Here is a 24543-nt window from a genome sequence, read left to right on the forward strand (position 1 = left end):
TTTACGGAAATTTTCTACTTGACACGATTTCTGGAAACCGGAACTGATTTGCCCGTCGGGTTGTTTTGTCGCACCCCGCATCTCACCACGCGTACCGCACCACGCCCTTGCCGGCGTAGCTGCGCGTCACGTTGGAGAACTCGCCTTCGAAGGTGGCGGCCGTCGACCAGCCGTTCGTCCATCTGGTTTCGGCGGAGGCGGTGACCAGCGCGGAGTTGGCAGCTTGCGCCGCGCCGTTGACGAAGAAGCTGGCGCCCGGCAGCGTCTGGAAGGTCGCACCGATGCCGCGGTCGGGGTTGAAATCATGCGCCCAGGCGACGCGGCCGCGCAGCGTCAGGATCGCGCTCTGCATGGCAAAGGATTTGTCGGTGCGCAGACCAAGTTCGCTGCGGGTGTCGGTCACGCTCTTCGCACCATAGGCCAGTGCAAAGGTGTTGGCGCCCGAGATGACGCCTTCCGCATAGGCTGGCAGTTCGAACGTGGTGAACTGGCCTGCCGCGTACGGCGTGAAGCCGACCCCGCCGATCACGGGGGCGACGAAACGATAGCCGCCTTCGGCGCGTCCGGACCAGGCATTGGCGTTGAACCGCGCGCGCAGTTGATCGATACCGGCGACGGTGACGGTGCGATCGGTGGTGACGTCCTGCCAGCCATAGGCCAGCGCACCGGAGAGGTAAGCCGCGCCGATATTGTGCCGGATGAACGCACCGGCCTGGAACAGATCGGATCGCCCGGTGCCGTTGTTGGCGACACTGAAACTGGTGCCACCGCCGGCCAGCGAGAAGCCGGCGATGGTGAACGGCGAGAAGCGATAGTCGGCACCGATGGCGGTGCCGTAGATCCGCGACGTCGCAGCATTGGAGCCGGTTGCATTATTGCCGTCCGTGGTCTGCGAGCCGCCGAAGCCGGCCGCCCACACGCTCCAGCGCTGCTGGAACGGCGCCATTGATGGCGCCTTGGTATGGATCGCCGCCAGCGCGTCGTTCGGGTTGCGCTTCTTCGCAGCATAAGCCAGCGCTTCCTCGTCGGCGTAACCGGGCACGTTGCCGCCGGCAATTGCCGCGTCACCGCGTCCGGCAATGAACGGGTCCATCAGCACGCCCATGAACTGGTTCATCGCGTTGAAGGTGGACTGCTGCGATCCCGTGCCGGTCTCGCCGGAGATCTGCGTGAGCCCCGCTGGCGTCAGAGCGCCGAATACCAACGGAATGCCGCCGGTGGTGTTGAAGAAATTGACGATGGCGTTGCCGACGTTCTTCTGGTTGGTGGAGAGTCCAGTGCCGGGCGGCGGAACGAAGGTGAGCGCCAAGTTTAGATAGGCGTTACTGGCATCGTAGCTCAAGCTCGACTGGAAACCGCCGGGTAGATTGGTATTGACGATGGAGCCGAACGTTCCGCTCAGGCCTCCCGCCGCGGTCACGATCGTGTAACGTTTGGCAATGTAGTTGCCGTTGGCATAATTGGCGCTGACAGTGCCACCGTTAAGCGTAGCCGCGCCGGTGACAGCCGTGAACGAGGCTGCCGACGGATTGATCTGCACGAGATATGTTGCGGCAGATTGAAACACGAAACTTCCGGTGACGGTCATCGAGGCGCCCGGCGCGCCGTTGCCCGGGGCGAATGTGCCACCGTTGACCGAAAGATTTTGGGTGTTGCCGACGCCGCTCAGGGTTCCGGCCACCATCGCATAGGCGCCGCTGATCGTGCCGTCGTTTATGGTCGAGTTTGTCGTAATCGTGCCGAGATTGCCGATCGTAGCGCCGGCGGCGTTTACCAGTGAGATCGCCCCAAGGGTGCGTCCCGCAGAGATACTGATGCCGACCGCATGGGTCGAATTGTTGGTCAGGGTCGTGATGCCGGTGAAGTCGCCGTTATTCACTTCCAACCTCGCCGTCCCGTTGTTCGTGAACGAGGTCGTGGTCCCGTTACCCGCGAGATTGCCTGTTACCGTGAATGGTCCGTTGCCGTTGTTGACGATTGCCCCATTGATCGCGCCCATGAGGTTGACGCCGCCGCTGTTGTTGGTCAGGTCGCCATTGATGACCGATCCGGGCAGCATGCTGTTGATATTGCCGTGATTGGTGATTGTCGTCGCCGTCAGTGTACCGAAGATTCGGAGGTCCGAAGTGTTACCATTCATGATGCTGTTCGCACCGAGCGTCGCGCCTGCCCTTACAAACACAAAGCCGCCAAAAGTATTGGTGAGCGTCGTGACGCCGGTAAAGCTGCCAGCGACCACATCCACAAGGCCCCCGGTATTTGTGACCGTGCTAGTTGCGGCAACGGTGCCGTTGACGTTGAAAGTATTCGTATTGCTGATAGCGCCGTTGATCGCCCCGCCGTTCGCGTTGAAGGTTCCGCCATTTGTAACGGCGCCCGTCAACGTTCCTGAGTTGGTAAATGTTGCGCCGTTCGTGACTGCGGAGGTGAGGCTTCCAGTGTTAATCAGCGTACCGGCGGTCACGCTGGTGGTCGCAAAGATGCTCGTACCCGAGATCGTCAGCGCGCTGGCCCCGGCCTGGGATAGGGTGCCTCCAGTCATGTTGTTGCTGACTGAAATTGCCTGACCGGCAGTCGCATCGTTGGTCAATCCGCCACCACCGAAGTTTACCGCGCCACCGGTCACGACATACGACTGTGCGTTCGACGAAAACGTCCACGAATCGGGCGCGATGGGCCCCGCCGTTACCACGACCGAGGCCGTCCCGGTGTTGGCAAATTGAGCCGACTGCCCGACAGCCACTGGCGGGGCGCCGACGGGCGCTGTGCTCCAGTTGGTGTTGAGGTGGTAGTCAGTAGTGGCTGTTGTGCTTCCGATGCCGCCCCAGACACTCTGCGCCTGAGCAGAAGAAGGCATTAGTGCCAGCCCGGCCAGCGTGGAGCCGGCCAGCAATGCAATGCGGTATGGGGACAAGCGGCATCGGCGGGAAACATGCGATGCAATACCTGATTTCAAAATCACTGCACTCCCAACGCCGGCCGCAAACTTGGCTGTTGAAATGTTTCCGCGCGAGGGCTCGTTTCCAAAGCTAAAGAATGACACCCCGCTCCAGGAACTTCCGCTGATATCTGCGGTTTCGATTTTTATGCCCCGGTTAGCCATCGTGATTTCGTCCTCATGCAACGGACGAGCGCAAAGATACATGCGCCAACGCTCGCTGGTCCCATCGAGACAGTTCGTTTGCGATTCGGTTGTTGATTGATTGGGTAGCCGCCCAGGAATTCATGGGGCGATGTTGGTATACGGGGGATCGTTGCACATCATCGGAACCAATGAGACCGACGAATTGCTTGCAAGTATTTGTCTTGGTGAGGCGCTCACGCCACACCGCCATCTACAGATTAAGCAGCTACGGCGCGCGAACCGCGGGCGTTGAGCTCTGCAACAAGCGCAGCAGGTCGGCCTGCCGCAATGTGTTGGTCTTCGCGAACATATGCTGCAAATGGGTGCGCACGGTGGGCTCGCTGATGCCGAGCATGTCGGCCGCCTCCTTCGCGCCCAGCCCCTGGGCCAGCGCCAGCAGGACGCGCAGTTCTCCGCCGGTCAGCTTGTGAAGCCTGGCAAAGGCCTCCCCCGGCAGCATCGGGGCTTCGAGCGGATCCTGCATGAAGATCGCGACGGAAGCGGCGAACGGCGCCACGATGTCGGCGCGCTGACCGCGCTGAACCGGCAGCAGGGTCGCGATATAGCCCGCGCCGTTTCCACTGGGGATGGCGAGCGAACGCTGGTTTGCACCCGCACTATCGTCATCGCGGGCCGCTCGGTCGATCGCCATCGACAAGGCGGCGCTTGCGGCCGGATCGACGGGATCGAGGCGATTGTTCAGGATGCGAATGGAGGTGCCGGCTTTGACCTGACGCTCGGCCGCTTCATTCATATACACGACCCGGCCATCGCGGGCCGCGAGGAAAACGCCGGCGGAGAGGACATCGAGCGTCTTCTCCAGCATCTCCGAGCGCAGGGTGCGGATATCGAGCGCATCCGAAATCGTGAGCGCGCGACAGACGTGCGGCGACAACAGCTTGAAGAGCCCGATCTCGAGCTGCTGGTAATGCGGCGCCTGTTCCTTCCGGGATGCGTGCAGCGAGGCCATGCGGCCGCCGGTCCGCAACGCCGGAAACCAGATCATGTCCGTCAGGGCGAACGGCGCCAGCACATCCCGGTAGAAACGGCTTTCGAGCAACTCCTGGCGGTCGGTGGAGAGGATGCTGACGTCGCCGACGCTGGCGACAATGTCGGCTGCCGCCATCGGGCTTTGCGCATACTGGCTTCCCAGCTTTTCCAGGAATTCCGGCTGGTATCCGAACACGAACAGTTGATCGTTCTGCACGTGCCGCATGTCGTGCACGCAAATGCCGCCGCCTGTGCTTTCACAGAGACCGGCGATCTTCCGGCAGGTCTCGGGCCAAAGCTGCGGATCAAGCGCGCAGTCATAGATCGCGCCGATCGTATCCGACAGTGCTTGGGCCGAGACGCCCTCCAGACCGATCACGTTGACATAACGGCTGCATTCACGGCCGACAGGCCGACCAATGCACGGACCGCGTGCAGTAAATTTCCTTTGCAATACATGGAGTTCCCCTATGAAACGATTGTTTCAGGTCTGGGAAATCGGGTCAAACGATATTGCGCGCAACTCGCCAGCGCGCAGCCAGACGCAACGGCTTGTCGGCGTGCTGCAGGTTGAACCAGCCGACCGTCGTCGGGGTGACCGCGGTGGCCTCGATCTCGCGATTGGCCACCGCTGCAACAAGATCGTCCTCGAATGCGAACGAAGATGTCGGTGGCTTTGAGCCCTCGCCGGGCCATCGCTTGACCACTATCAAGCGGCCAGCGCAACTCACATCCCGATCCAGCCACTTGTCGCGCTCGCACCGCTCGACGGCCCGGTCAGCGAGAGGGATCTTGAGTCTCGGAATTCGGCGTCCGGGACGCATAAAGCGTCGCACGATCATCATTGGGGACCCATTCCTCCGCGCTTGAGTCCCAATGATGGGTGTCGTCGAAGTGTTTCCAGAGTGGCAGCCTTGGTTTGCTTTCACCCCTCTGTCGCAATGCAGTCAGGGCGCGGAGTACAACGAGCGCGCCAGCCATCGTCACCCATCCGCGAGCGTTATATCGGGAGTTCCTGGTTGTCTCGAGCATCTGATGCCTCCTTCAAGAAAGAAGCCTTCCGCCATCCTAGCCCGGGCCAACAACACAGGACTGTAAACTACTTCACAGTCGGCCGACATCTTCGACATCGCCAGGGGCGAACCCATGAGGGGATGCGTCTGGCGGTGCCGCCGAGGACTGAGTGTCCCGGATCATATCCGCTCCATCATATCCTTTCTATCGCAAGGACGGAACATCGTCGGCGCGCGTCATTTTGCAACACGCGCCTCCTGCTTCCTGGTCACATGCCAGATCACGAAGTGATAATGCGGCACGTCCACTCCGGGGTGACCCGGGTTGAAGTAGATGCTGACGTGGTCAAGCGCTGCGCCAGGGAATCCCGGCGCCTCCAATAGCTTGTGATCGTCGATGTCTCTTGTCGGGACCATGTACACGGTTGCCACCAGGCGATCCTTGCGGTCGAAGCACAGGAACGGTCCGAGCGGCAAGGTTTCGGGTTTGACATAGAGGACGCCGAGGCTGGGAAAGAACTTTGGGAAGTTCACGAGATCGCTGACGCGCTTGTATCCGTTCCTTTCGGCAAGCTTCCGCTGATTTGGAGGCGGACGAACGACGTGCTGCTTCCGGTGCGCTTTGCCGACTTTGCGAGCGGCTGTTTTGGCTTTTCCGACCTTGTCGGCGGTTTGCACCCGGGTCGGCGCGAGCGCCTGCGGCGCCGCGCTTTGGGATGGACCAAATTGGGGTTGAACAAACGGAGGTTGAACAAATTGCGGTTGACCGAATTGCGGTTGGCCAAATTGGGCGGCAGGCTGCCTCACGTCGGCGATCAATCCGAGCGAAGCGACGAGAGCTGCGGTCACCAGCGCGTGGCGCATCGTGATCTCCCAATCTCACCTGCCCTGCTTGCGTTCTTGCCACCGCATGTAGTTTTGGAACAACTCTTCGCGGTCCGGCGGATTGCCGGTTGGCTTTTGCTCGAGGAACCGGCCGAACGCCTTGCGAAGCGCGGCCTCTCCGCCCGATTGCCGCTGGAGCCAGCGCTCTGCCGGTCGAAATCGCCGCCAGCCAGTCAGCACCTCGGGCAAATTCACCTCTCGCCATTTGGGATGGTGGGGCTCACCGAGAAATTCGGGAAACCGCGAGAACAGCGTTTCGACAAAATGTTCCAGGAGCTGAAACCGCTCGCTGCGGGCCGGCCAGTTGTAGGCGAAAAGAGCGCATTTGATCGCGATCGTGTCGACGCTTTCATCGGTCCCAACGATGTTTGGGTAATCCTCGCGGCGGAACGTCGATGGCAGATAGTCTTGCTGCAGCGCCCGGGAATAGGGAATCGGCAGCAGGTGAATGCCATCCATTTGCGCGGTGCGGGACAGGGCGTTGACCGGTTTTCCCGAAACCAGCAGGCTGGCGAAGATTTGCCCCTTCCTCATCCCATCCAGCGCGGCGTCCAGCCCCAGGTTCAATTCGCTGAACTTCACCTCCAGACGGTTGAGCACCTCACGGCCAAGCACCGCGGCGGCACTGCCTTCTTCGCCGAGATTGACCGTCTTTCCCTCAAGATCCGCCAGGCTCCTGATCTCGGAGCGCGCGAGGAGATGGAACTCTTCGACAAAAAGCGGGGTGATGTAGACGAGCTTGTTCTGGATGTCCGGGATCGTCCTTGTATCCCGCAGCCGGTCGACCAGGACGACAGGCGCGATCGCCATGTCGGCACCCGCCAGCGTAAGCACGTCCATGATGTTGCGGATGCCACCGTTTCCCACCATCGGGAGCACCCGTAAGGCGACCTCGCCGCGCGGACCGGTCTCCTGGCCGGTGGCCAACGTTGTCGCGATGTCCTGCGTGATGGCGAACTCGGTGCTTTGCGGCGGACCGGTTACCAATCCCGCCGTGTATGGGCTCACAGCTGCTCCCGCTTCCTTCCGGGGAGCGCTTGCCTTGGGCGCGGACGCCTTGGCGGGTTCACTCGCGGAAGCGGATGGTCGGGTTTGGGCGAGCCCCTCCCGGACCGGTTGGCCGAGCCAAGCCGCCGCAATGAATGCGGTCAACAAACCGACCCGCACCACTCCGCAGACCCTCATTGTTCCCACCTGTTCGACCAGACCAGCCCCGGGCGTGACATTCGCTCGCCGTCAGGGAAAAGGCTTGAGCCGACAAATCGTCACCCCGCGACGTCAGAAGCACGGCCGGGTAGAATGGATTTGCTTCGCCTTTTTTAACGCGCCTGAACCAGCGGCGTTCCTTTGTCAGGGATGCCGATGAACGGACGTCGTCCGGCCGCTTCGGCAGGCCTGGAAACTGCCAATAGCGGGCTCGTGCACTGCAGCGAAGAGCAGGGCTATTCAATTACGGCGTCAGCGCGCGCAAGGGCAGTCCAATCGCGTACCACCCTATTTTCATGTGTGCTACCTAGTTGCGTGCAAACTGGCAGCAGGAGAAACCGATCATGACTGACGATCAGGTCAATCTCGTCGTTCAGCACCTTTGTGAGCAATTGCACCTGGCGCTCCGATTGAAGGGCAGCGAGGCACATCCACCAAACGCCAAGGAAATTGGATTTGATTCTGCCTCCGTGAGAACTGTATTGCTGACCGGGTTGCGTTCGGCGGGTGTCACGACCCACCACGAGGCAGCCGCGGCGAGCGAAGAGCCGCCGTGGTCCTGAAAGCAAAACGCGGGACAGAAGCCCCGCCAACGCCTCAGTTGGGTCAAACCCAGAAATCACAGCGCGCACTGAGGAAGTCCGCTTTGCCCTCAAGAACACACATGGTCCGCCTAGCCTGTCAGGTCAGATAAGTGCCGCCACGAGCAGACGAAAGGCTGGCGCAATTCCAGCTTTCTGCCGCCCTTCACCGATCGTCTTTGAACTCACGCGAAGGATGGCAGGTTCGGCGCGCCCGGTACTCGGGGCAAGGAAGCAATGTGCTTCGATGTAAGCCGCTACTTGGCTTTTATTCGTGCTATGCAGACTTTTGCGCGTTCTACAATTTCGTTTGGAGTTACCTGCCTAAGAAGCCGTTCGCGCTCCTTCAACACATTATCGAACGCTTCTCTTTCCTTAAGACCTTTGGGAATCGCCCACGCGTTCAGATGGGTCATCGCAGCATATAAACCCTTTGGCGTTACCGAGTCATCGGCGGCAACTCGACCAGTCGTTACAAGCTGACTCGCAGCGCCAATCATTGCCGCACAGGTGAAATGGTCGTCACCTTGTGGAGAGCAGGCTGCCGCCAACAAAACTGTTGAAAGAATAATCACGTTCAACAGAGGTCTTGCTAAGCGCTTCTGCTTCTCCATTAAGGAACTCTTCCGGTTGGCGTATCGAGAGCGTGGGGTCAGCAGATGTCAGGTTGCATCACCTCTCACTAACAAGTTGTGAACGAGTTGGAGCCTTAACAGCGCGCGAGTGTTTTCCCGTCGGGCAACCGCGGGACATCTCGCGCGATACCAGGCCTCACTGCGGTGACCGCAGCTCGATGCCGTAGCGGGCATAGATCCGCGCGATGGTGCCGTCGGCCAGCAGGGCCTCGATCGCCGCGTCGACACGCGCGCGCAGCTGGTCGTCGGGACGCAGCAGCCCGGCGGCGATGTTCCAGTTCAGGTCCTGATCGTCGCCGAACGCCGGAATCAGGCGGAGCGGCTTGTCGGCGTGCTGCAGGTTGAACCAGCCGACCGTCATCGGGGTGACGGCGGCGGCGTCGATTTCGCGATTGGCGAGCGCTGCAACGATATCGTCCTCGAAGGCGAACGGCGATGTGGCGGCGCCGCCCTTGGCGAGCGTCATCGAGACCACTGAGCCGACGGGTACCCCGACCCGCTGATCGGGACCGAGACCGGCCAGCGAGGACGCCGATGAATCGCCGCGCACCGCGAGCACGACGCCGCTGCGATGGTAAGGACGCGACGTCCGCACACCGCCGGCGGGCGGCGTATCCTTGCGGGCGATGACGTCGAGCACGAGGTCGCAGTCGGCGCGGCGATACTGGATCGCGCTGACCACCCACTCCCGCGTCAGCTTGACCCCGAGTTGCCCGGCAATTTTTTCGCCGAGTTCGACCTGAAATCCCGGAAGCGGTCCGGACTTGCTGGCAAACGGCAGCGCGTTGGGGCTGGCGCAGAGCGTCAACGCACCGCGTTCGATGACGGCTTCCAGCGAGCGGGCATCCGCCGGCGCGTGCCACAGCATTATCAGCGCGAGGCCTGCCGCGTATCGCGAGAGGCGATATCGCGGTTTCCGCGCCGCTTCAGTCATCAAGCCCTCTGATGTAGGCCAGGATCGCGATGATCTGGCCGTCGCTGAACACCGCACCATAGGCGGGCATGGCGCCGACCTTGCCCTTCTTGATGCGCTCGACGAGGTATTCGTCGCTGCGCTCGGACTTCGACAGCTTCGGACCCCTGCCCGCATGGCGGCCGCCCTCCTGGTGACAGAAGCCACAGGTGGTGGCGAACATTTTCCCGCCCTCGATGTCATCAGGCGAGGCTTCGGCTTGCGGCAGCGGATTTGCCGCGCCCACCGGGGAGGACTGTTGGGCTAACGCGGCGGTCGACAGAAATGGCCAGACGATGGCCGAAACAACTAGCAACGGTATTCGCATTCCAGCATCCGTATTCACCTATGGGGGTAGCGGGCAACGCATTGAACGGGGGCGGCAAGGAGATCCCTGCCGCCCGCGCCAACCATTATTGCCTGAGTGCGTAGACAATCAGAGCGCCGGTATTCTTCGACATGCTCTTGAAGGGCTCGCCATAGAGCGCAACGAACTCATCGGCCACCAGGCTGCCCCAGCCGGCCGGTACGGCGACGTACTGCTTGCCACCGGCCATGTAGCTGATGATGCCGGCGTTGTGCCCCATGCCGTTGTTGCGCGACCAGAGCTCTTCGCCGGTATCGGCATTGTAGGCGTGCACGATGCCTTCGGCGTCCGGCACGAATACCAGATTGCCCGCGGTGGCGAGAACGCTGGCGAGCGGCGGCTGCTTGTAGGCGACCTCCCACTTCTTGGCGCCGGTGACGGGATCGCGGGCGCTGAGATGACCACGGGCCGGCCCGTCCGGCGGCGCCACGATCTTGAACGTGGCACCGATGTTGAGCTGGGCCATCGGCTCCATGATCGGCGTGGTCTTCTCGACGCTCATCTCCATGCACCACTCCTGCCCGATCCGGTAGAACAGCCCGTTCTTGGGGCTGTAGGCGCCGGAGTTCCAGCTGATGCCGCCGGCGATGGCCGGGCACAGTGGCGGGTCCACCTTGCCTTCGACGAGGTCGCGGCGACCGATCAGTTCGCCGGTCTTCGGATCGATGCCCTTGACGAAGTTGATGTTCTTCACCAGCGCCCAGACGTTCTCGACCTTGGCGTTGGAACGATCATAGACGAAGACGTATCCGCTCTTGTTGGCGTGCACGACGAGCTTCTTGCCGCCGCGCTCGATCATGACGAACTCGCCGACGGAAGAGTCGAAGTCCCAGGCGTCGTGCGGCAGCTCCTGATGATAGAATTTGAGCTTGCCGGTATCAGGATCGAGCGCGATGACCGACGTCGTATAAAGATTGTCGCCCGGCCGCGGCCCGCTCTTCTTCCAGTCCGCGCCCGACCAGTCGTAGAGCGGCGCCGGATTGGCGGTGCCCCACCACACCGAATTGGTTTCCGGGTCATAGGTTCCGGGCATCCAGCCGCCACCGCCGCCGGTTCGCCAGGATTCGCCGCCCCAGGTCTTCATGGCCTCTTCGGTGCCGGCCACCGTGAAGAACTCCCATTTCTTCTGGCCGGTCTTGCCGTCGACGCCGAAGATCGGTCCGCGACCGGTCCACTCGCCGCCCTGCGCACCAATGATCACCATGTCCTTGACCACCAGCGGCGCGCCGGTGAAGCCGACGGTCACCTTCTTGGAATCCAGCAGCTTGGTGTCCCACACCGCCTTGCCGGATTTCAGATCGAGCGCGATCAGGCGCCCGTCGACGGTGCCGACATAGAGGTTGCCGCCTCCGATGGCGATGCCGCGGTTGTACGGCGAGTGGGTCTGCTTGGCGACCAGCTCCTCGTCGAGGTCCGGCGCATAGGCCCAGATCGTCTTGCCGGTCGCGCCGTCAAGCGCGTAGACGCGGCTGTAGGAGCCCGAATAATACAGCACGCCGTCAAGGGCGAGCGGCGTCGACTGCAGGCCGCGGGTGGCGCGCTCCGGAAAATGCATCCAGGCGACTTCGAGATTCTTGACGTTGCCGGCGTTGATCTGGTCGAGGCCGCTGTAATGGTAGGACTTGTACGTGCCGTGATAGGTCGGCCAGTCGTTCATGGTCGCCTCGGCATTCAGCGCCGCGGCGTTCTGCGCGCGCGCCGGCGAGACGGCGACAGTGACAGCGACTTGGGCAGCCACCGCCAGCGCAGCGCAGCCGACAACAGATCGTCCATAGAAAGTCATCTGCATCCTCCCTTTGTGTTTGTTTGTTGGGCCGAATTTTCGTCGCGACGCTTGCAGGATGTTCTGGAGTCAAATTCTCATGGGGTCGGCAGTTCGAGATGGATGGCGTGGACCGGCGGGACTGCCGTCGTGAGACGGCAGCACTTCATGCTGCCTGATTGAGAAGCGGGCATTGGCCCGAATGAAGAATTGGTCGGGGCGAAGGATTGTTTTCGAGGCGGGGACGTTTTCAGTGCAGCGCGGCACACGCGGTCATTGCCAGGGCTTGCCTGCCCTAAACGGTCCCCGGCGACGTCGGTGCGGTGCACCATGACATGTCCCTCGATGCGCCACGCCATTAGCTGACCGGATTGTTGTTTTTTTGTGGAGTACCGTCGGCTTTGGCAACCCAGAGCTGAATTGCCTGATCACTCCGGCAAGCAGCGCACAACAACGCTGCGCCGGGCACGCGCCTGCCCTGTAAAAATATCCTGTCGGCTTTTTTGGAAATTTCGGTCAGGCTCGCGCCTCAGCAGGAAAGAGCGGAGCAATGCGGCCTTACATCATCTGCCATATGGGCACATCCATTGATGGACGCCTCCATCCCAGCCGCTTCACCCGGGCAGCTGCCGGCATCTCGGCGGATGTTTTGCGCGGACACTATGAAAAAATACATGAAGGGTTCGAGGCCGACGGATGGATCGTCGGCCGCAAGACCATGAGTGAAATGGCCAAGGGAACCGAACGGAGCATCGCCGACGCGCCGAAGCTGCCGCGACAAGCGCATGTCGGCGAACGCCAGGGCCGCAAGCTCGCCGTCGCGATCGACCCGTCTGGCCGGGCCCATTACGGCAAGGACAATGTCGGCGGCGACCACGTCGTTGCGGTACTCGGCGAGCACGTCACCGACGCTTACCTCGCCGAACTTCGGGAAGACGGTGCTTCCTACGTCTTCGCCGGCGCCAAAGGCGATGATCTGTCCCGCGCGATGGCGCAGCTGGCCGCTGTTTTCGGCGCCCGGAAGCTGCTTCTGGAAGGCGGCGGCAGGATCAACGGCGCATTCCTCAAGCACAGGCTGATCGACGAGTTCAGCACATTGATCTGGCCTGCCGTCGACGGCGTGGCCGGCACCCAAAGCATCGTCGATTACGACGGCCCGGAAGGCGACCGTCCCGGCGCCGGGCAGTCGTTGCGGCTGACGCACTGCGAGACGCTTGAGGGCGGCATGATCTGGCTACGTCACGCCGTGGAGCGCGCTCCCGGTTAAGGCCGCGCGGATGCGCAACCTCGCCGCCGCGCGCTACGCCATCTCTGCATAAAAGAAAAACAGAAGTTACTCGATCACCTCGTCGGCGCGGCCGAGCAGCGACAGCGGCATGGTGAGGCCGAGCGCTTTGGCGGTCTTCAGGTTGACGACCATCTCTACTTTCGTGACTTGCACGACCGGCAACTCCGCAACTTTCTGGCCCTTCAGAATCCGTCCCACATAGGCGCCGGCCTGACCATGAGATTCGGCCACGCTGCCGCCATAACTCATGAGGCCGCCGGCAGCGGCGAACTCGCGTGACTGATGGACGGCAGCCACCCGATCGCGAAGCGCGAGTAAAGCAAGTTGTTCACTGCGGGTCACAAAAGACGCATCGTTGGCTATCACAAGTCCGCCGGCGCCAAGTTTGCCGAATGCCGAAAAGGCCTCATCGAAATCACTCTCCTTGCTGGCATGCAGGACGTGCAGATCGCAGCCGAGGGTTCTGGCCGCTGTTCGCAAGTCCGTTACGACCGCCTCGGCGTTTTTCGGATTGCCTGGGTTGACCAGCACCGCGAAGCTGCCTGCGGTGGGCACGACTTCATGCAGCAGTTGGAGCCGTTTCGCCGCGATCGCCCAATTTAGCGACGTCACGCCGGTTATGTTGTCTTCCGGCCGGCTCAGCCCGGCGACCAATCCGGTGGCCACCGGGTCTGCGCCGATTTCGAAAACGATCGGAATCGTCCGCGTTGCCGCTTTGGCGGCGAGCGCAGAAGCCACACTTCCGGGCGCCACGATGACGCTGACCTGACGGCTAACCAGTTCGGCCGCGAGCGCGGGCAGCCGATCGTTGCGACCTTCTGCCCAGCGATATTCGATCGTTACGTTGCGGCCTTCATCGAAGCCGGTCGAGCGCAGGCCGCGCCGAAATGCCTCCAGGCGACTTGCAAAGCGGGCCGCCGATTCCGCGCCGAGATATCCGATCACGGGTATCGCCGGCTGCGCGCGCGCCATCATCGGCAATGCCACGGCACCACCGAGTAGACCGAGAAATTTCCGCCGCTTCATGCTGGCCCTCAGGTTCTGAGCCCTCAGGTTCTCGGCGGCATCGTACCATTCTTTATGGGCAATCTGATAGGGTCGCCGGGGCATGATCCCCGAGCGATGCCCGATCTACCATCGCGATCGGGCATCGGCGGCGCATTGTCAGTGAGCACTTCGTCACTCAAACCCCGGCCGCGGCACCAGATTCATCAGCATGTTGGCGTAGCCGCCGTCGACGGTGATCTCGTCGCCATTGACGTAGGAGGAGCGGTCGCTGGCGAGATAGAGGATGGCGTCGGCGATATCCTGCGGCACGCCGACACGGCGCAATGGCACCACGGCGGAGCGGCGTTCGGTGACGCCGGGCGTATCGTAGAACGCCTGGCTCATCGGCGTGATCACCATGCCGGGGCTGACGACGTTGCTGCGGATGCCTGCCGGTCCCCATTCGCTGGCGAGCTGGCGCGAGAGCATGATGACGCCTGCCTTGCTGACGCTGTAGGCGCCGCTCTGGCCCTGCGCATGGCTGCCGGCGATCGACGATACGTGAACGATGCTGCCGCGCCCGGATTTGCGCATCTGCCGTCCAAAGCTCTGCGCGCAGAGGAAGTAGCCGGTGAGATTGACCGCCAGCACGGCGTTCCATTCGGCCAGCGTCAGATTCTCAAGACCGCCAGGCCGCAGCACGGCGGCGGTGTTGACGAGGACGCTGCATGGCCCGAGCGATTGCTCGACCGCCTCGGACACGCCGGCGACGCTCTCGGCATTCGCCGTGTCGCAGCGTCCGACGAAATGCCCGGCGCCGAACTGGCGCAGCTCACTGCGCGTGGTTTCAAGGCCGCGCTCATCGAGGTCGATCGCGGCGACGCGGGCGCCGGCCTGCGCAAGGCTCAGCGCCGTGGCGCGGCCGATGCCGCCGCCGCCGCCCGTCACCACGCACACGCGGCCGGTCAGGCCGAGCCAATCGGGTGGATTTTGTCCGGTCATGATGGCCTCCCGTTTTGTTTGTCTTGTCTTTTAATTTGTAGGGTGGGCAAAGGCGCGCTTGCGCCGTGCCCACCCTCACGAGCAACGCAAGAAATGGTGGGCACGCTACGCTTTGCCCACCCTACGATCTATCCGACGATCCCCGCGGCGACCTGTCCGCGCAGCCGCTCCAGGCTGTGCAGGGTGTTGGCGCAGGCTTCGGCGACTTCGATGCCCTTGATGACGAAGTGCTTGCGGAAGAAATCGTGGTGCACGGCGCTTTCGTGGAATTGCTGCGGCGTCAGCACCGCCGAGAAGATCGGCACTTCGGTCTTCAGCTGCACGTCCATCAGCGCCTTGATCACGGTGTCGGCGACGAATTCGTGGCGGTAGATGCCGCCATCGACCACCAGCCCCGCCGCCACGATCGCGGTGTAGCGCCGCGTCTTGGCGAGCAGTTGCGCATGCAGGGGTATCTCGAACGAGCCGGGTACTTCGAACAGATCGACTTGCGCGCGCGAAATATGCCGCGCCTCGATCTCTTCGAGGAAGGCGATGCGGCATTCCTCGACCACGTCGCGGTGCCAGGACGCCTGCACGAAGGCGACCCGCTGCGGCTTGACGAAACGCGGATGCACGGGCGCCGGCGGGCGCTCGGGCGTGTCGGGAACCCTAATCTCGGATTCCACCGTTTGGGCTAGCTGGGTTTGGGCTTCAGGCTCTTGCAACATCTGATTCATGGCTTTCCTCTTTCAGGACCAGAATCAGGGCACACGGAACGACGATTGACCCACGCAAACGCGCGGGCCGCCGCAACCGTTCTCTTTCATCCGGACTTTAACCGTCGGCTTCGGAATCACACCGAATCTGCTGACCCTTCTTCGGGAGAAGAAGGCGCTCGCGGGCTTGGGCTACGTCACCCTTACCGCCGGTGGGGATTTTCACCCCGCCCTGAGAACATCGGCCGCCCGGAATGGACGACCTGTCGGCAAATATGACCAAAGGCCGCGGCATCGGCAAGCACCATCAGCACCAGGAATCTGCATGATCCCCATGACGGCGGAACAGGGCAGCGGCGGATTCTCGATGTTTGATCTCCCTCTCCCCGCTCTTCGCGGGGAGAGGGTCGGGGTGAGGGGCTCTCTCCACCATCGCGATCTATCGATGGACCTGTACCCCCTCACCCGGATCGCATCTTCGATGCGACCCGACCTCCCCGCAAGCGGGGCGAGGTAAGCAAGAGAGCACCGGCCACTTTAAATTCAACCTCAGGCCGCCTTTTGCGCCGCCTTGATCAGGTCGAGGATCGCCTCAAGCCGCGCGGTGACGTCGCTGGTTTCCAGGAGCTGCTGGCGCTGCTCGATGCTCACCGGCAGCAACGGCGCGACGGTGTCGGCGAGCAGGCTGGGATCGCCGATGTCGGGAAGGTGGAGACGCGCCTGAAGCTGCGGCGGCACGTGGGAGTAATCGACGTTGGCGAACATCCGGTAGGCGTCGAGGACGAGGCGTGACAGCAGGACGGCCTTGTCGGTCTGGCCGTTGCTCTCTTCGATCGGCGCAATCTCGGCCGCCAGGAATTCGTCCGCGACCGGTTTGCCGACCGCGGCGCGTTCGAGGCCGGAGATCGCCAGCTTGAGCGTTCCGTCGGTCAGCACCACGCGATTGATCACGGCAGCGGTGACGCCGACCGGATAGAGCGCATCCAGTTGCGGATCGTCGTCGGCCGAGCGCCGCTGCGTGACCACGAGGACGCGGCGGTCCGTCGCCAGCGCGCGCTCGATCGCGCGCCGGGTCTTTTCGCGCCCGACGAAAATCGGCGCGACCATTTGTGGAAACACCACGAGGTCCCGCATCGGCACGATCGGGATGCCCGCGGTTACCGGATTTGTTGCTCCGGCCGGCATGAGCGGAGGCAGGCTCGACTCAATTCGCGCGGCGAGATGATTCCAGTCGGGCAGGCCCAACGTCCTGGCGACAAGTTCCAGGCTTTCGCTGTGGGTGAGAGAAACCGATTTAGCCTTGAGAGCTTCGCGCAACGAATGCGCCATAGCCTTGGCATCGCGAAAATCGCGCATGGGATACGTCCTCTGCATTGGCGAACAAGATGTGTCAGGCGCTTGCGTTACTGACTCGTTCGCTGGGCAAAGGAGGCCTCGAACGGCTCGATACGTTCACCGTACCCTCGAAGGGGCGCAAGCAGCGGGTCGTATCCACCCTGTGGAAAAATATGCGCTTCGACAGAAGCGGCTGTCAATTCAGGTTAAGAAAAAATTAACCATTGTGGCGGGCCGGTGCTCTTCCGGTGGCGGCCGACACCAATCCACAGAATCCGATTCCGATTTGTTCTCAAATTAATAATTACGACGACGAAGAGCTGTGGACGGCCCGCGCATTGGCTGTGGACGGACTCAGGGGTCGGTTGCGCAGATTCCGCAAATCACATCACTTGAGCCGGCAAGCCCCAAAGACGATCAGGAATAATCAGGGGATTGCAGTCGGCAGCGACGCACCACCTCCCGCGCCCGCCGGTCCCCGTTGTGCGTATCAACTCACGTGAAATGGCAAGGTCGAGACGGAATGTCCCTCCTCGAAAGCATTATCGATTCCCCGAACAACCCGCTCGCGGTTGTCGAGGACATCGCCAGCGATAACAACTGGGCGTATGAGCGTTCCGGCGAAGACGAGGTGACCATCGTCTCCAAGGGCGACTGGACCGACTATCAGCTCTCCTTCACCTGGATGGGCGAGATCGAGGCGCTGCATCTGGCCTGCGCCTTCGACATGAAGATTCCACCCGCGCGCCGGCCCGAAGTGCAGCGGCTGATATCAGCGATCAACGAGCAATTATGGATCGGCCATTTCGACATCTGGACCCACACCGGCATGATCATGTACCGGCAGGCGCTGGTGTTGCCGAACGGCCTCACCGCCTCGACCGCGCAATGCGAAGCCATGCTGGTCGGCGCCATCCACGCCTGCGAACGCTATTACCCCGCGTTCCAGTTCGTGGTCTGGGCCGGCAAGACCGCCGCGGAAGCCATGAGCGCCGCGATGTTTGATACCGAGGGCGAGGCGTAGGCCCCTCACCGTCGTCCCGGACAAGCGAAGCGCGATCCGGGACCCATACGCCGTGACGGCAATGGCTTAAGCAAACTGCTTGTGGCCTATCCTTCGCTTCACTAGAACCGGCTGTGGTTATGGGTCCCGGCCTTCGCCGGGACGACAGCGAATTCGTGGTGATCACCTTGAGCACAACCAACGCACTCAAAAACCTCCACGGCACCATCGCGCTTGCGGGCGCCGGCAAGATGGGCGGCGCGATGCTGACCGGGTGGCTGGCGCAGGGGCTCGATCCCCGGCGCGTCGTGGTGATCGAGCCGCATCCCGCCGGCGAGATCAACGCGCTGGCGGCGCAAGGCATCCGGCTGAACCCAACGCCGAAGGATGTCGGCGAGGTCGATACGCTGGTGGTGGCGGTGAAGCCGCAATCCTTTCGCGAAGCCGGTGCGGCGCTGAAGGCTTTTGCAGGATCATCGACGCTGGTGGTCTCGATCATGGCGGGCACGACGATTGCCGTGCTTGAATCGATCGTCGGCGGCAGCGTGGTTCGCGCCATGCCGAACACGCCGGCCGCGATCGGCCGCGGCATCACGGTTGCGGTCGCCGCCAAGAAAGTCAGCGCCGCGCAGCGCGTGATCGCCGATGCGCTGCTGCGCGCGACGGGCTCGGTCGAATGGGTCGACAAGGAAAGCCTGATGGACGCGGTGACGGCAGTGTCCGGTTCGGGGCCGGCTTACGTGTTCCTGCTCACCGAAGAACTCGCGCGCGCCGGTGTTGCGGCCGGACTACCGGAGGAGCTCGCTACCAAGCTTGCGCGGGAAACCGTCGCCGGCTCCGGCGAACTGCTGCACCGCTCGGAGCTGTCGTCGGCGACCTTGCGCCAGAACGTCACCTCGCCGGGCGGCACCACCGCGGCCGCGCTCGAAGTGCTGATGGGTTCGGACGGAATGCAGAAGCTGATGACGCGCGCGGTGGCCGCGGCGACGCAGCGCTCGAAGGATTTGGCGAAGTAGTCGAAGATCGTAGGGTGGGCAAAGCGAAGCGTGCCCACCATTCAGAGCAACACCGTGGAGATATGGTGGGCACGGCGCAAGAGCGCCTTTGCCCACCCTACGGCCCTACGTGAAACTACTTCGCGCCAAACCGCTTGTTAAACATCTCGACATTGACGAGGCCGCGGGCGTGGCGGCCGTCGCCGATCTTGCGCTCGCCCTCAAAGGCCTCGACCTCGAAGCGGATCACGCGGCGTTCTACTGCGACCACTTTTGCCGTGGTCCGCACGGTCGCGCCGACCAGCGAAGCGCCGAGATGGCGGATATCGACCTCGGTGCCAACGGTGATCCAGCCCGGCTGAAGATGGTCCCGGACAGCGTCACCCGATGCCATCTCCATCTCCAGGATCATCATCGGCGTCGCATAGACCATCGGCATATCAGGCACGAAATGCCCAACCGTGCGCTCCGGCGGCACCACCAGCGTGCGCTCGGCGCTCATGCCTATTTTTATGATTTCGCGTGCGTCCATGGGTGGTCCTGATGATATCGTCGTCCCGGCCTTGAGCCGGGACCCATAGCCACCGAACGTTGTTGTTGCCGAAGGTGTCGGCCACCTTGCTCCAACCGAGAGCACAACGCGGTATGGGTCCCGGCGTTCGCCGGGACGACAGGCGCCCTACTTCTTCGCCGCAGCCGCGCGCTCAACAAAGGTCTTGCCGCCCTTCATCTTGTGGGCGAGCGGCGCTTCGTTGATCTGGATCACGACCGCATCGGCATCGACGCCGAGGTTCTTGACCAGCGCCTGGGTGATGTCGCGCATCATGCCGGCCTTCTGCTCGTCGGTGCGGCCGGCGGCCATGCTCACGGTAATCTCGGGCATTTTTTTCTTCTCCCTTTGCTCTTGCTGTACTCGCCACAAAACTCAGTCCTCATCCCTGCATAACGGCTCCGCCGTTATTGCTGGAGGAGCGGCCTCTTGGCCGCGTCTCGAAGGATGGCCTATTGTCCTCATGGTTCGAGACGGCGCAAGGGCGCCTCCTCACCATGAGGGCTTTTAATTCCACTTCGCGTCATGGCGCGCCAAAACTTCGCGCACGGCATCGACGAGCTTGCTTGCATCGACCTCATATTGGGCTTCGGACTGCTTCTTCAGATATTCCTCGCGGTCCTTGATCTCGGTCAGCCCCGCGCCGAGGATCAGGTCCTTGAGTTGAACCTTGCCGTTCGCCCGCTCGTCCGAGCCCTGGATGATCGCGCAGGGCGCGTTGCGGCGGTCGGCATATTTCATCTGCTGGCCGAGGCTGTGCTTCGGGTTTCCGAGATATAGTTCCGCGCGGATACCAGCGTTGCGCAGCGTCGCGACCATTTTCTGGTAATCGGCGATTTCGCCGCCGAACACGGTGACGACGACAGGCCCGACAGCGGGCTTGGTATCGACCTTGCCGATCAGTGTCAGCGCCGCCTGCAGCCGCGACACGCCGATGGAGAAGCCGGTTGCAGGAACGGGTTCGCCGCGGAAGCGCGAGACGAGACCATCGTAACGTCCGCCGCCGCCGACCGAGCCGAAACGGACCGGGCGGCCCTTTTCGTCCTTGGTGTCCAGCAGCAGTTCAACTTCGTAGACTGCACCGGTGTAGTATTCGAGACCGCGGACGACGGAAGGATCGATACGGATGCGATCCGATGCGTAACCGGATGCTGTGACCAGTTTGGCAATCTCTTCCAATTCGCTGACGCCGGCCTGACCCACGTCGCTCTTGGCGAGATAAGCATCCGCGGCGGCAATGGCCTCTTTCCAGTCGTCGCGTTTTTGCGTGACGGCCAAAACGATGTCGGCGTCCGCGGCGCTCAGGCCGGCTCCGTTTGTGAAGTCGCCCTTGCCTTCTTCGCCTCCATCCCATCGTCCGGGACCGAGCAACTTGCGAACTTCGTCGGCCGAAAATTTGTCGAGCTTGTCGATGGCGCGCAGCACCGTGAGGCGGCGTCCGGCATTCTCCTCGCCGCCGAGACCGATCGCCTCTAACGCCCCGTCGAGCACCTTGCGGTTGTTGACCTTCACCACATAGCTGCCGCGGGGAATGCCGAGCGCTTCCATGGTATCCGCCGCCATCATGCACATCTCGGCATCCGCGGCCGGCGTCGGCGCGCCGACGGTATCGGCGTCGAACTGCATGAACTGGCGGAAGCGACCCGGACCCGGCTTCTCGTTGCGGAAAACCCACCCGAAACGATAGGAACGATAGGGCTTCGGCAGAGAGTCAAAATTTTCCGCGACATAGCGCGCCAGCGGCGCGGTCAAATCGTAGCGCAGCGAGATCCACTGCTCGTCGTCGTCCTGAAACGAGAACACGCCTTCGTTCGGCCTGTCCTGGTCGGGCAGGAATTTGCCGAGCGCGTCGGTGAATTCCATCGCCGGGGTTTCCACCGGCTCAAAACCGTAGCGCTCATAGACTTCGCGGATTTTCTCGACCATCTGCCGCGTCGCCGAGATCGCGGCCGGGCCACGGTCTTCCAGCCCGCGCGGCAGGCGCGCCTTCAGCTTCTGGGGTTTCTTGGGTTTGTCGGCCATGGGCGGCGTTGCAACTTGTGTAGGGTGGGCAATGCCGCTTCTGGCGCCGCGCTCACCGGGAAAAACAGGTGGGCTCGTTTCGCTGGGCCCATCCCTCGCACTTAGCCCACCGGGCCGGTTTTGACCAGAACGTCCTGCCCGGCGTTTAGGGAGTTTCCATCCTGGCACGCAGCGCATCGGCGTCGGCCTTCGACATCTTCTTCAGCATCGGCCGGATGGTCTCGCCGCCGACGATCTTGCCGTTCCGCAAGAACATCCAATCCGAGATGTCGGCCTCCCTGAACTCGGCCAGGTCGCCGGCCCGCTTGCCGGGCAAATGGCGCGGCGCATTGGCGAACCTGCCCGAATAGCGGCCGTCTCCGATCTTCTTCACCTCGGCCATCCAGATATGTTCGCCACTGTTGTTCGGATATGGAAACCGCGCCTTGAGAGAGTGACCGGTCTCCGACGGTTTTGGCGCGTCGTAGGAGGCCCAGAATTTCGGCAGCGTGGACCGCGCCTGCGCGATCGCAGCATTGATCTCCGGGTCGCCGTTGCGAAAGTCGATCACGGGGGAACGGTCTTCGGCCCTGACACTCGTTGTGGGGGAGCCGAGAAGCGCAAGCGCCGCCGCGAAGGCGGCCGCCACGACGCATTTCGAGCATGTCGAGAGGGCTGAGCTCATTGTAACCATTTCACGCACCGCTATCCGCAAGTCCGGAGTTGGTCGCGCAAGGGGGCGAAACAGTTCATGGGCTGGCAGAGGCAAAGGGCAGTTGCTCCGACGTTCCCCGGATGCTGCGCAGCGCGCCGCAGGCGTGGTGCGCTGCTGATCCGGGGTCCATCCATGTAGGTGCCATGGGTCCCGGCTCTGCGGCGCAGCGTTGCACGCTGCACCGCGTCCGGGACACGGAGAGCGCCTTACGCCGCTGCTGCCTTGCCCCCGGGCTGCACTTCGACCGCAAAATCCGCCATCAGCTGTTCCGAGATCTTGCCGGGCGTGAACTTCCACTCGGCGATCTCAGCCACCGGTGTCACCTCAGCGGCGGTGCCGGTGATGAAGCATTCCGTAAAGCCCGAGAGCTCCTCCGGCATGATGCGGCGTTCGATCACTTCGATGCCGCGACGCCGCGCGAGATCGATTGCGGTGGCGCGGGTGATGCCGGCGAGGAAGCAGTCGGCGATCGGGGTGTGTATCTTGCCATCGGCGATGAAGAAAATGTTGGCGCCGGTGCATTCGGCGACCCGCCCCTGCCAGTCCAGCATCATGGCGTCGGCATAGCCGGCACGCTCCGCTCTGTGCTTTGAGATGGTGCAGATCATGTAGAGACCCGAGGCCTTCGCCATCGCCGGGATCGTCATCGGATCGGGGCGCCGGTATTCGGCAAGGCACATGCGGATGCCTTTCATCTTGGTGGCCGGATCGAAATAGCTCGGCCAGTCCCAGGCGGCGATCGCCAGATGAATGGTGTTTGAGGACGCCGACACGCCCATCATCTCCGAACCGCGCCAGGCGATCGGGCGAAGATAGGCATCAGGCAGATTGTTGTTGTCGATGACGAGCTGCTTGGCGGCATCGATCTCGGCGACCGAATACGGAATCTCGAAATCGAGGATGTTGGCCGAATTCTTCAGCCGCTCGGAATGTTCCGTGCTCTTGAACACCCTGCCGCCATAGGCGCGCTCGCCCTCGAACACGCAACTCGCGTAATGCAGGCCGTGGGTCAGCACATGGACGTTGGCGTCAGCCCACGGCACGAGCTTGCCATCGTACCAGATGACACCATCGATCTTGTCGAAGGAAATTCCCATGGCCTCTCTCCCAGTTTGACCGCGCACGCGCGCGCGACTCCGCGAGGCGTGCGCGGCCCCGTGCTCAAATCAATGAAACGCTGCTTGTCTCAAGAGGCGGCGGAAGATTCCGCCGCCGGTTACAGGACCTTTCGGATCCACTCGTGCGGGTCGTCCGCACGGCCGTACTGGATGTCGACCAGCTTCTTGCGCATCCCCATCGCGACGGGGCCGGCAGCGCCGCCGCTGATGAGGAAATCGCCGCTCGCCGAACATACCTTGCCGATCGGCGAGATCACCGCGGCCGTGCCGCAGGCGAAGGCTTCTTTCAGCTTTCCGCTGGCGGCGTCGCTGCGCCACTGGTCGATCGTGTAGAGTTCTTCACGCACGCGCGTGCCCGAATCCTTGGCCAGCGCAATGATCGAATCCCGCGTAATGCCGGGCAGGATGGTGCCGAGCGGCGGCGTCAGCAGCGAGCCGTCGTCGAACACGAAGAACACGTTCATGCCGCCGAGTTCCTCGACGTTGCGGCGCTCGACCGCATCGAGGAACACCACCTGGTCGCAGCCGTGCTCGATCGCCTCGGCCTGTGCGCGCAGGCTGGCGGCGTAATTGCCGCCGCATTTGACGGCGCCGGTGCCGCCGATCGCGGCACGCGTGTAGTTCTCCGACACCCAGATCGACACCGGCGCGGGTCCGCCCTTGAAATAGGAGCCGACCGGCGAGGCGATGACGGAAAAGATGTACTCGGAGGAAGGCTTGACGCCGAGGAAGGTCTCGCTCGCGATCATGAAGGGCCGCAGATAGAGGCTGCCCTCGCCGCCGGGTATCCAGGCGCTGTCGATGCGCACCAGTTGTTCGACCGCTTCGATGAAGACGTCCTCGGGGATCGGCGCCATCGCCATGCGCTCGGCCGAATTCCTGAAGCGCCTTGCATTGGCGTCGGGACGGAACAGGTTCACGCCGTTGTCGCGCTTGTAGGCCTTGAGGCCTTCGAAAATCTCCTGCGCGTAGTGCAGCACGGCGGCGGCCGGATCGAGCGGAAAATTGGCGCGGGATTCGACCCGCGCGTCATGCCAGCCCTTGGCCTGGTTGTAGCGGACGATCGCCATGTGATCGGTGAAGACCCGGCCGAAGCCGGGGTCCGCGAGCTTTGCCGTGCGCTCCTGCTCGGATGTCGGAGTGGGCGTTGGCCGGATTTCGAATTTCAAACTCATTGTCTTGCTTCCCGCCCTTGCTTCCTGCTGTCGGAACCGGTGCGTTTCCTGGCGCAGGCCTGTTTCGTCAAGCCTGCTTGCTTGATTGGTCCGAACTTCACCACCACCGGCCTTGCCGCTGGTTTCCATCGCTGGCAAGTCCCTTGAGGACACGCTTTTGC

General features: G+C 62.6%; 23 protein-coding genes and 1 riboswitch. Of the genes, 4 read left to right on the forward strand and 19 right to left on the reverse strand.

Annotated elements, in window-relative coordinates:
- Positions 1 to 82: 82 nt before the first annotated feature.
- The 5 genes from JQ641_RS24765 to JQ641_RS24785 form a co-directional block, all read right to left on the reverse strand.
- Positions 83 to 2857 (reverse strand): autotransporter outer membrane beta-barrel domain-containing protein, encoded by a 2775-nt coding sequence (locus tag JQ641_RS24765; protein ID WP_211998501.1) that lies wholly within the window; start codon positions 2855 to 2857, stop codon positions 83 to 85.
- A gap of 493 nt (positions 2858 to 3350) precedes the next feature.
- Positions 3351 to 4493, reverse strand: coding sequence for a helix-turn-helix transcriptional regulator (locus JQ641_RS24770; protein WP_211998502.1), 1143 nt, complete (start codon positions 4491 to 4493; stop codon positions 3351 to 3353).
- A gap of 124 nt (positions 4494 to 4617) precedes the next feature.
- Entirely contained in the window at positions 4618 to 4959 is a 342-nt protein-coding gene (locus JQ641_RS24775; RefSeq protein WP_211998503.1) for a hypothetical protein, read from the reverse strand.
- A gap of 405 nt (positions 4960 to 5364) precedes the next feature.
- Positions 5365 to 5991, reverse strand: a complete 627-nt coding sequence (locus JQ641_RS24780) for a hypothetical protein (protein ID WP_211998504.1) — start codon at positions 5989 to 5991, stop codon at positions 5365 to 5367.
- 15 nt (positions 5992 to 6006) lie between these two features.
- The gene (locus JQ641_RS24785; RefSeq protein ID WP_349628613.1) at positions 6007 to 7020 is read right to left on the reverse strand and encodes a TAXI family TRAP transporter solute-binding subunit; all 1014 of its coding nucleotides are present in this window, start codon (positions 7018 to 7020) and stop codon (positions 6007 to 6009) included.
- Between the two features lie 542 nt (positions 7021 to 7562).
- On the opposite strand from JQ641_RS24785, the gene JQ641_RS24790 reads away from it, so the two are divergent.
- The gene (locus tag JQ641_RS24790; protein WP_211998505.1) at positions 7563 to 7781 is read left to right on the forward strand and encodes a hypothetical protein; all 219 of its coding nucleotides are present in this window, start codon (positions 7563 to 7565) and stop codon (positions 7779 to 7781) included.
- A gap of 275 nt (positions 7782 to 8056) precedes the next feature.
- On the opposite strand, the gene JQ641_RS24795 is transcribed toward JQ641_RS24790, so the two are convergent.
- From JQ641_RS24795 to JQ641_RS24810, 4 genes are all read right to left on the reverse strand, one after another.
- Positions 8057 to 8413 carry a hypothetical protein gene (locus JQ641_RS24795; protein ID WP_211998506.1) on the reverse strand — a complete coding sequence of 119 codons (357 nt, stop codon included), beginning with the start codon at positions 8411 to 8413 and terminating at the stop codon, positions 8057 to 8059.
- A gap of 157 nt (positions 8414 to 8570) precedes the next feature.
- The gene (locus JQ641_RS24800) at positions 8571 to 9368 is read right to left on the reverse strand and encodes a substrate-binding periplasmic protein (RefSeq protein WP_211998507.1); all 798 of its coding nucleotides are present in this window, start codon (positions 9366 to 9368) and stop codon (positions 8571 to 8573) included.
- Complete coding sequence (locus JQ641_RS24805) at positions 9361 to 9714, reverse strand: c-type cytochrome (protein WP_211998508.1); 354 nt, start codon at positions 9712 to 9714, stop codon at positions 9361 to 9363. The genes JQ641_RS24800 and JQ641_RS24805 overlap by 8 nt, the downstream gene beginning before the upstream one ends.
- 85 nt (positions 9715 to 9799) lie before the next feature.
- Positions 9800 to 11536: a pyrroloquinoline quinone-dependent dehydrogenase gene (locus tag JQ641_RS24810; protein WP_211998509.1), complete on the reverse strand. Its 1737-nt coding sequence runs from the start codon at positions 11534 to 11536 to the stop codon at positions 9800 to 9802.
- Between the two features lie 529 nt (positions 11537 to 12065).
- Between JQ641_RS24810 and JQ641_RS24815 the strand changes: the two genes are divergently transcribed.
- On the forward strand, positions 12066 to 12782 hold the full coding sequence (locus tag JQ641_RS24815; RefSeq protein ID WP_211998510.1) for a dihydrofolate reductase family protein: 717 nt from the start codon (positions 12066 to 12068) through the stop codon (positions 12780 to 12782).
- 66 nt (positions 12783 to 12848) lie between these two features.
- Here the strand turns inward: JQ641_RS24815 and JQ641_RS24820 are convergent, their stop codons facing one another.
- The 4 genes from JQ641_RS24820 to JQ641_RS24835 form a co-directional block, all read right to left on the reverse strand.
- A complete protein-coding gene (locus JQ641_RS24820; RefSeq protein WP_249150652.1) occupies positions 12849 to 13778 on the reverse strand; it encodes an ABC transporter substrate-binding protein in 930 nt (309 codons plus the stop codon).
- Between the two features lie 204 nt (positions 13779 to 13982).
- Positions 13983 to 14792, reverse strand: a complete 810-nt coding sequence (locus tag JQ641_RS24825) for an SDR family NAD(P)-dependent oxidoreductase (protein ID WP_211998512.1) — start codon at positions 14790 to 14792, stop codon at positions 13983 to 13985.
- Between the two features lie 128 nt (positions 14793 to 14920).
- On the reverse strand, positions 14921 to 15511 hold the full coding sequence (locus tag JQ641_RS24830; RefSeq protein WP_211998513.1) for a 6,7-dimethyl-8-ribityllumazine synthase: 591 nt from the start codon (positions 15509 to 15511) through the stop codon (positions 14921 to 14923).
- Positions 15512 to 15585: 74 nt separating this feature from the next.
- Positions 15586 to 15734: riboswitch (FMN riboswitch) on the reverse strand.
- Between the two features lie 305 nt (positions 15735 to 16039).
- A complete protein-coding gene (locus JQ641_RS24835) occupies positions 16040 to 16846 on the reverse strand; it encodes an LON peptidase substrate-binding domain-containing protein (RefSeq protein ID WP_211998514.1) in 807 nt (268 codons plus the stop codon).
- Between the two features lie 502 nt (positions 16847 to 17348).
- Between JQ641_RS24835 and JQ641_RS24840 the strand changes: the two genes are divergently transcribed.
- The gene (locus JQ641_RS24840) at positions 17349 to 17849 is read left to right on the forward strand and encodes a type III secretion system chaperone family protein (RefSeq protein WP_192737688.1); all 501 of its coding nucleotides are present in this window, start codon (positions 17349 to 17351) and stop codon (positions 17847 to 17849) included.
- 119 nt (positions 17850 to 17968) lie between these two features.
- Entirely contained in the window at positions 17969 to 18844 is an 876-nt protein-coding gene (gene proC, locus JQ641_RS24845; protein WP_211998515.1) for a pyrroline-5-carboxylate reductase, read from the forward strand.
- A gap of 115 nt (positions 18845 to 18959) precedes the next feature.
- Here proC and JQ641_RS24850 read toward each other — a convergent pair whose 3' ends face one another.
- The 6 genes from JQ641_RS24850 to JQ641_RS24875 form a co-directional block, all read right to left on the reverse strand.
- Positions 18960 to 19355, reverse strand: coding sequence for a thioesterase family protein (locus JQ641_RS24850; RefSeq protein ID WP_211998516.1), 396 nt, complete (start codon positions 19353 to 19355; stop codon positions 18960 to 18962).
- A 147-nt stretch (positions 19356 to 19502) separates the two neighbouring features.
- Positions 19503 to 19706: a tautomerase family protein gene (locus JQ641_RS24855; RefSeq protein ID WP_025590867.1), complete on the reverse strand. Its 204-nt coding sequence runs from the start codon at positions 19704 to 19706 to the stop codon at positions 19503 to 19505.
- Positions 19707 to 19880: 174 nt separating this feature from the next.
- Positions 19881 to 21395 carry a histidine--tRNA ligase gene (hisS, locus tag JQ641_RS24860; RefSeq protein ID WP_211998517.1) on the reverse strand — a complete coding sequence of 505 codons (1515 nt, stop codon included), beginning with the start codon at positions 21393 to 21395 and terminating at the stop codon, positions 19881 to 19883.
- 145 nt (positions 21396 to 21540) lie between these two features.
- The gene (locus JQ641_RS24865) at positions 21541 to 22059 is read right to left on the reverse strand and encodes a YegJ family protein (RefSeq protein WP_211998518.1); all 519 of its coding nucleotides are present in this window, start codon (positions 22057 to 22059) and stop codon (positions 21541 to 21543) included.
- Positions 22060 to 22295: 236 nt separating this feature from the next.
- The gene (locus JQ641_RS24870) at positions 22296 to 23186 is read right to left on the reverse strand and encodes a branched-chain amino acid aminotransferase (RefSeq protein ID WP_211998519.1); all 891 of its coding nucleotides are present in this window, start codon (positions 23184 to 23186) and stop codon (positions 22296 to 22298) included.
- Positions 23187 to 23305: 119 nt separating this feature from the next.
- Positions 23306 to 24382, reverse strand: a complete 1077-nt coding sequence (locus JQ641_RS24875; RefSeq protein ID WP_211998520.1) for a branched-chain amino acid aminotransferase — start codon at positions 24380 to 24382, stop codon at positions 23306 to 23308.
- Positions 24383 to 24543 lie beyond the last annotated feature (161 nt).

The organism is Bradyrhizobium sp. JYMT SZCCT0180, from assembly GCF_018130165.1.
Lineage (GTDB): Bacteria > Pseudomonadota > Alphaproteobacteria > Rhizobiales > Xanthobacteraceae > Bradyrhizobium.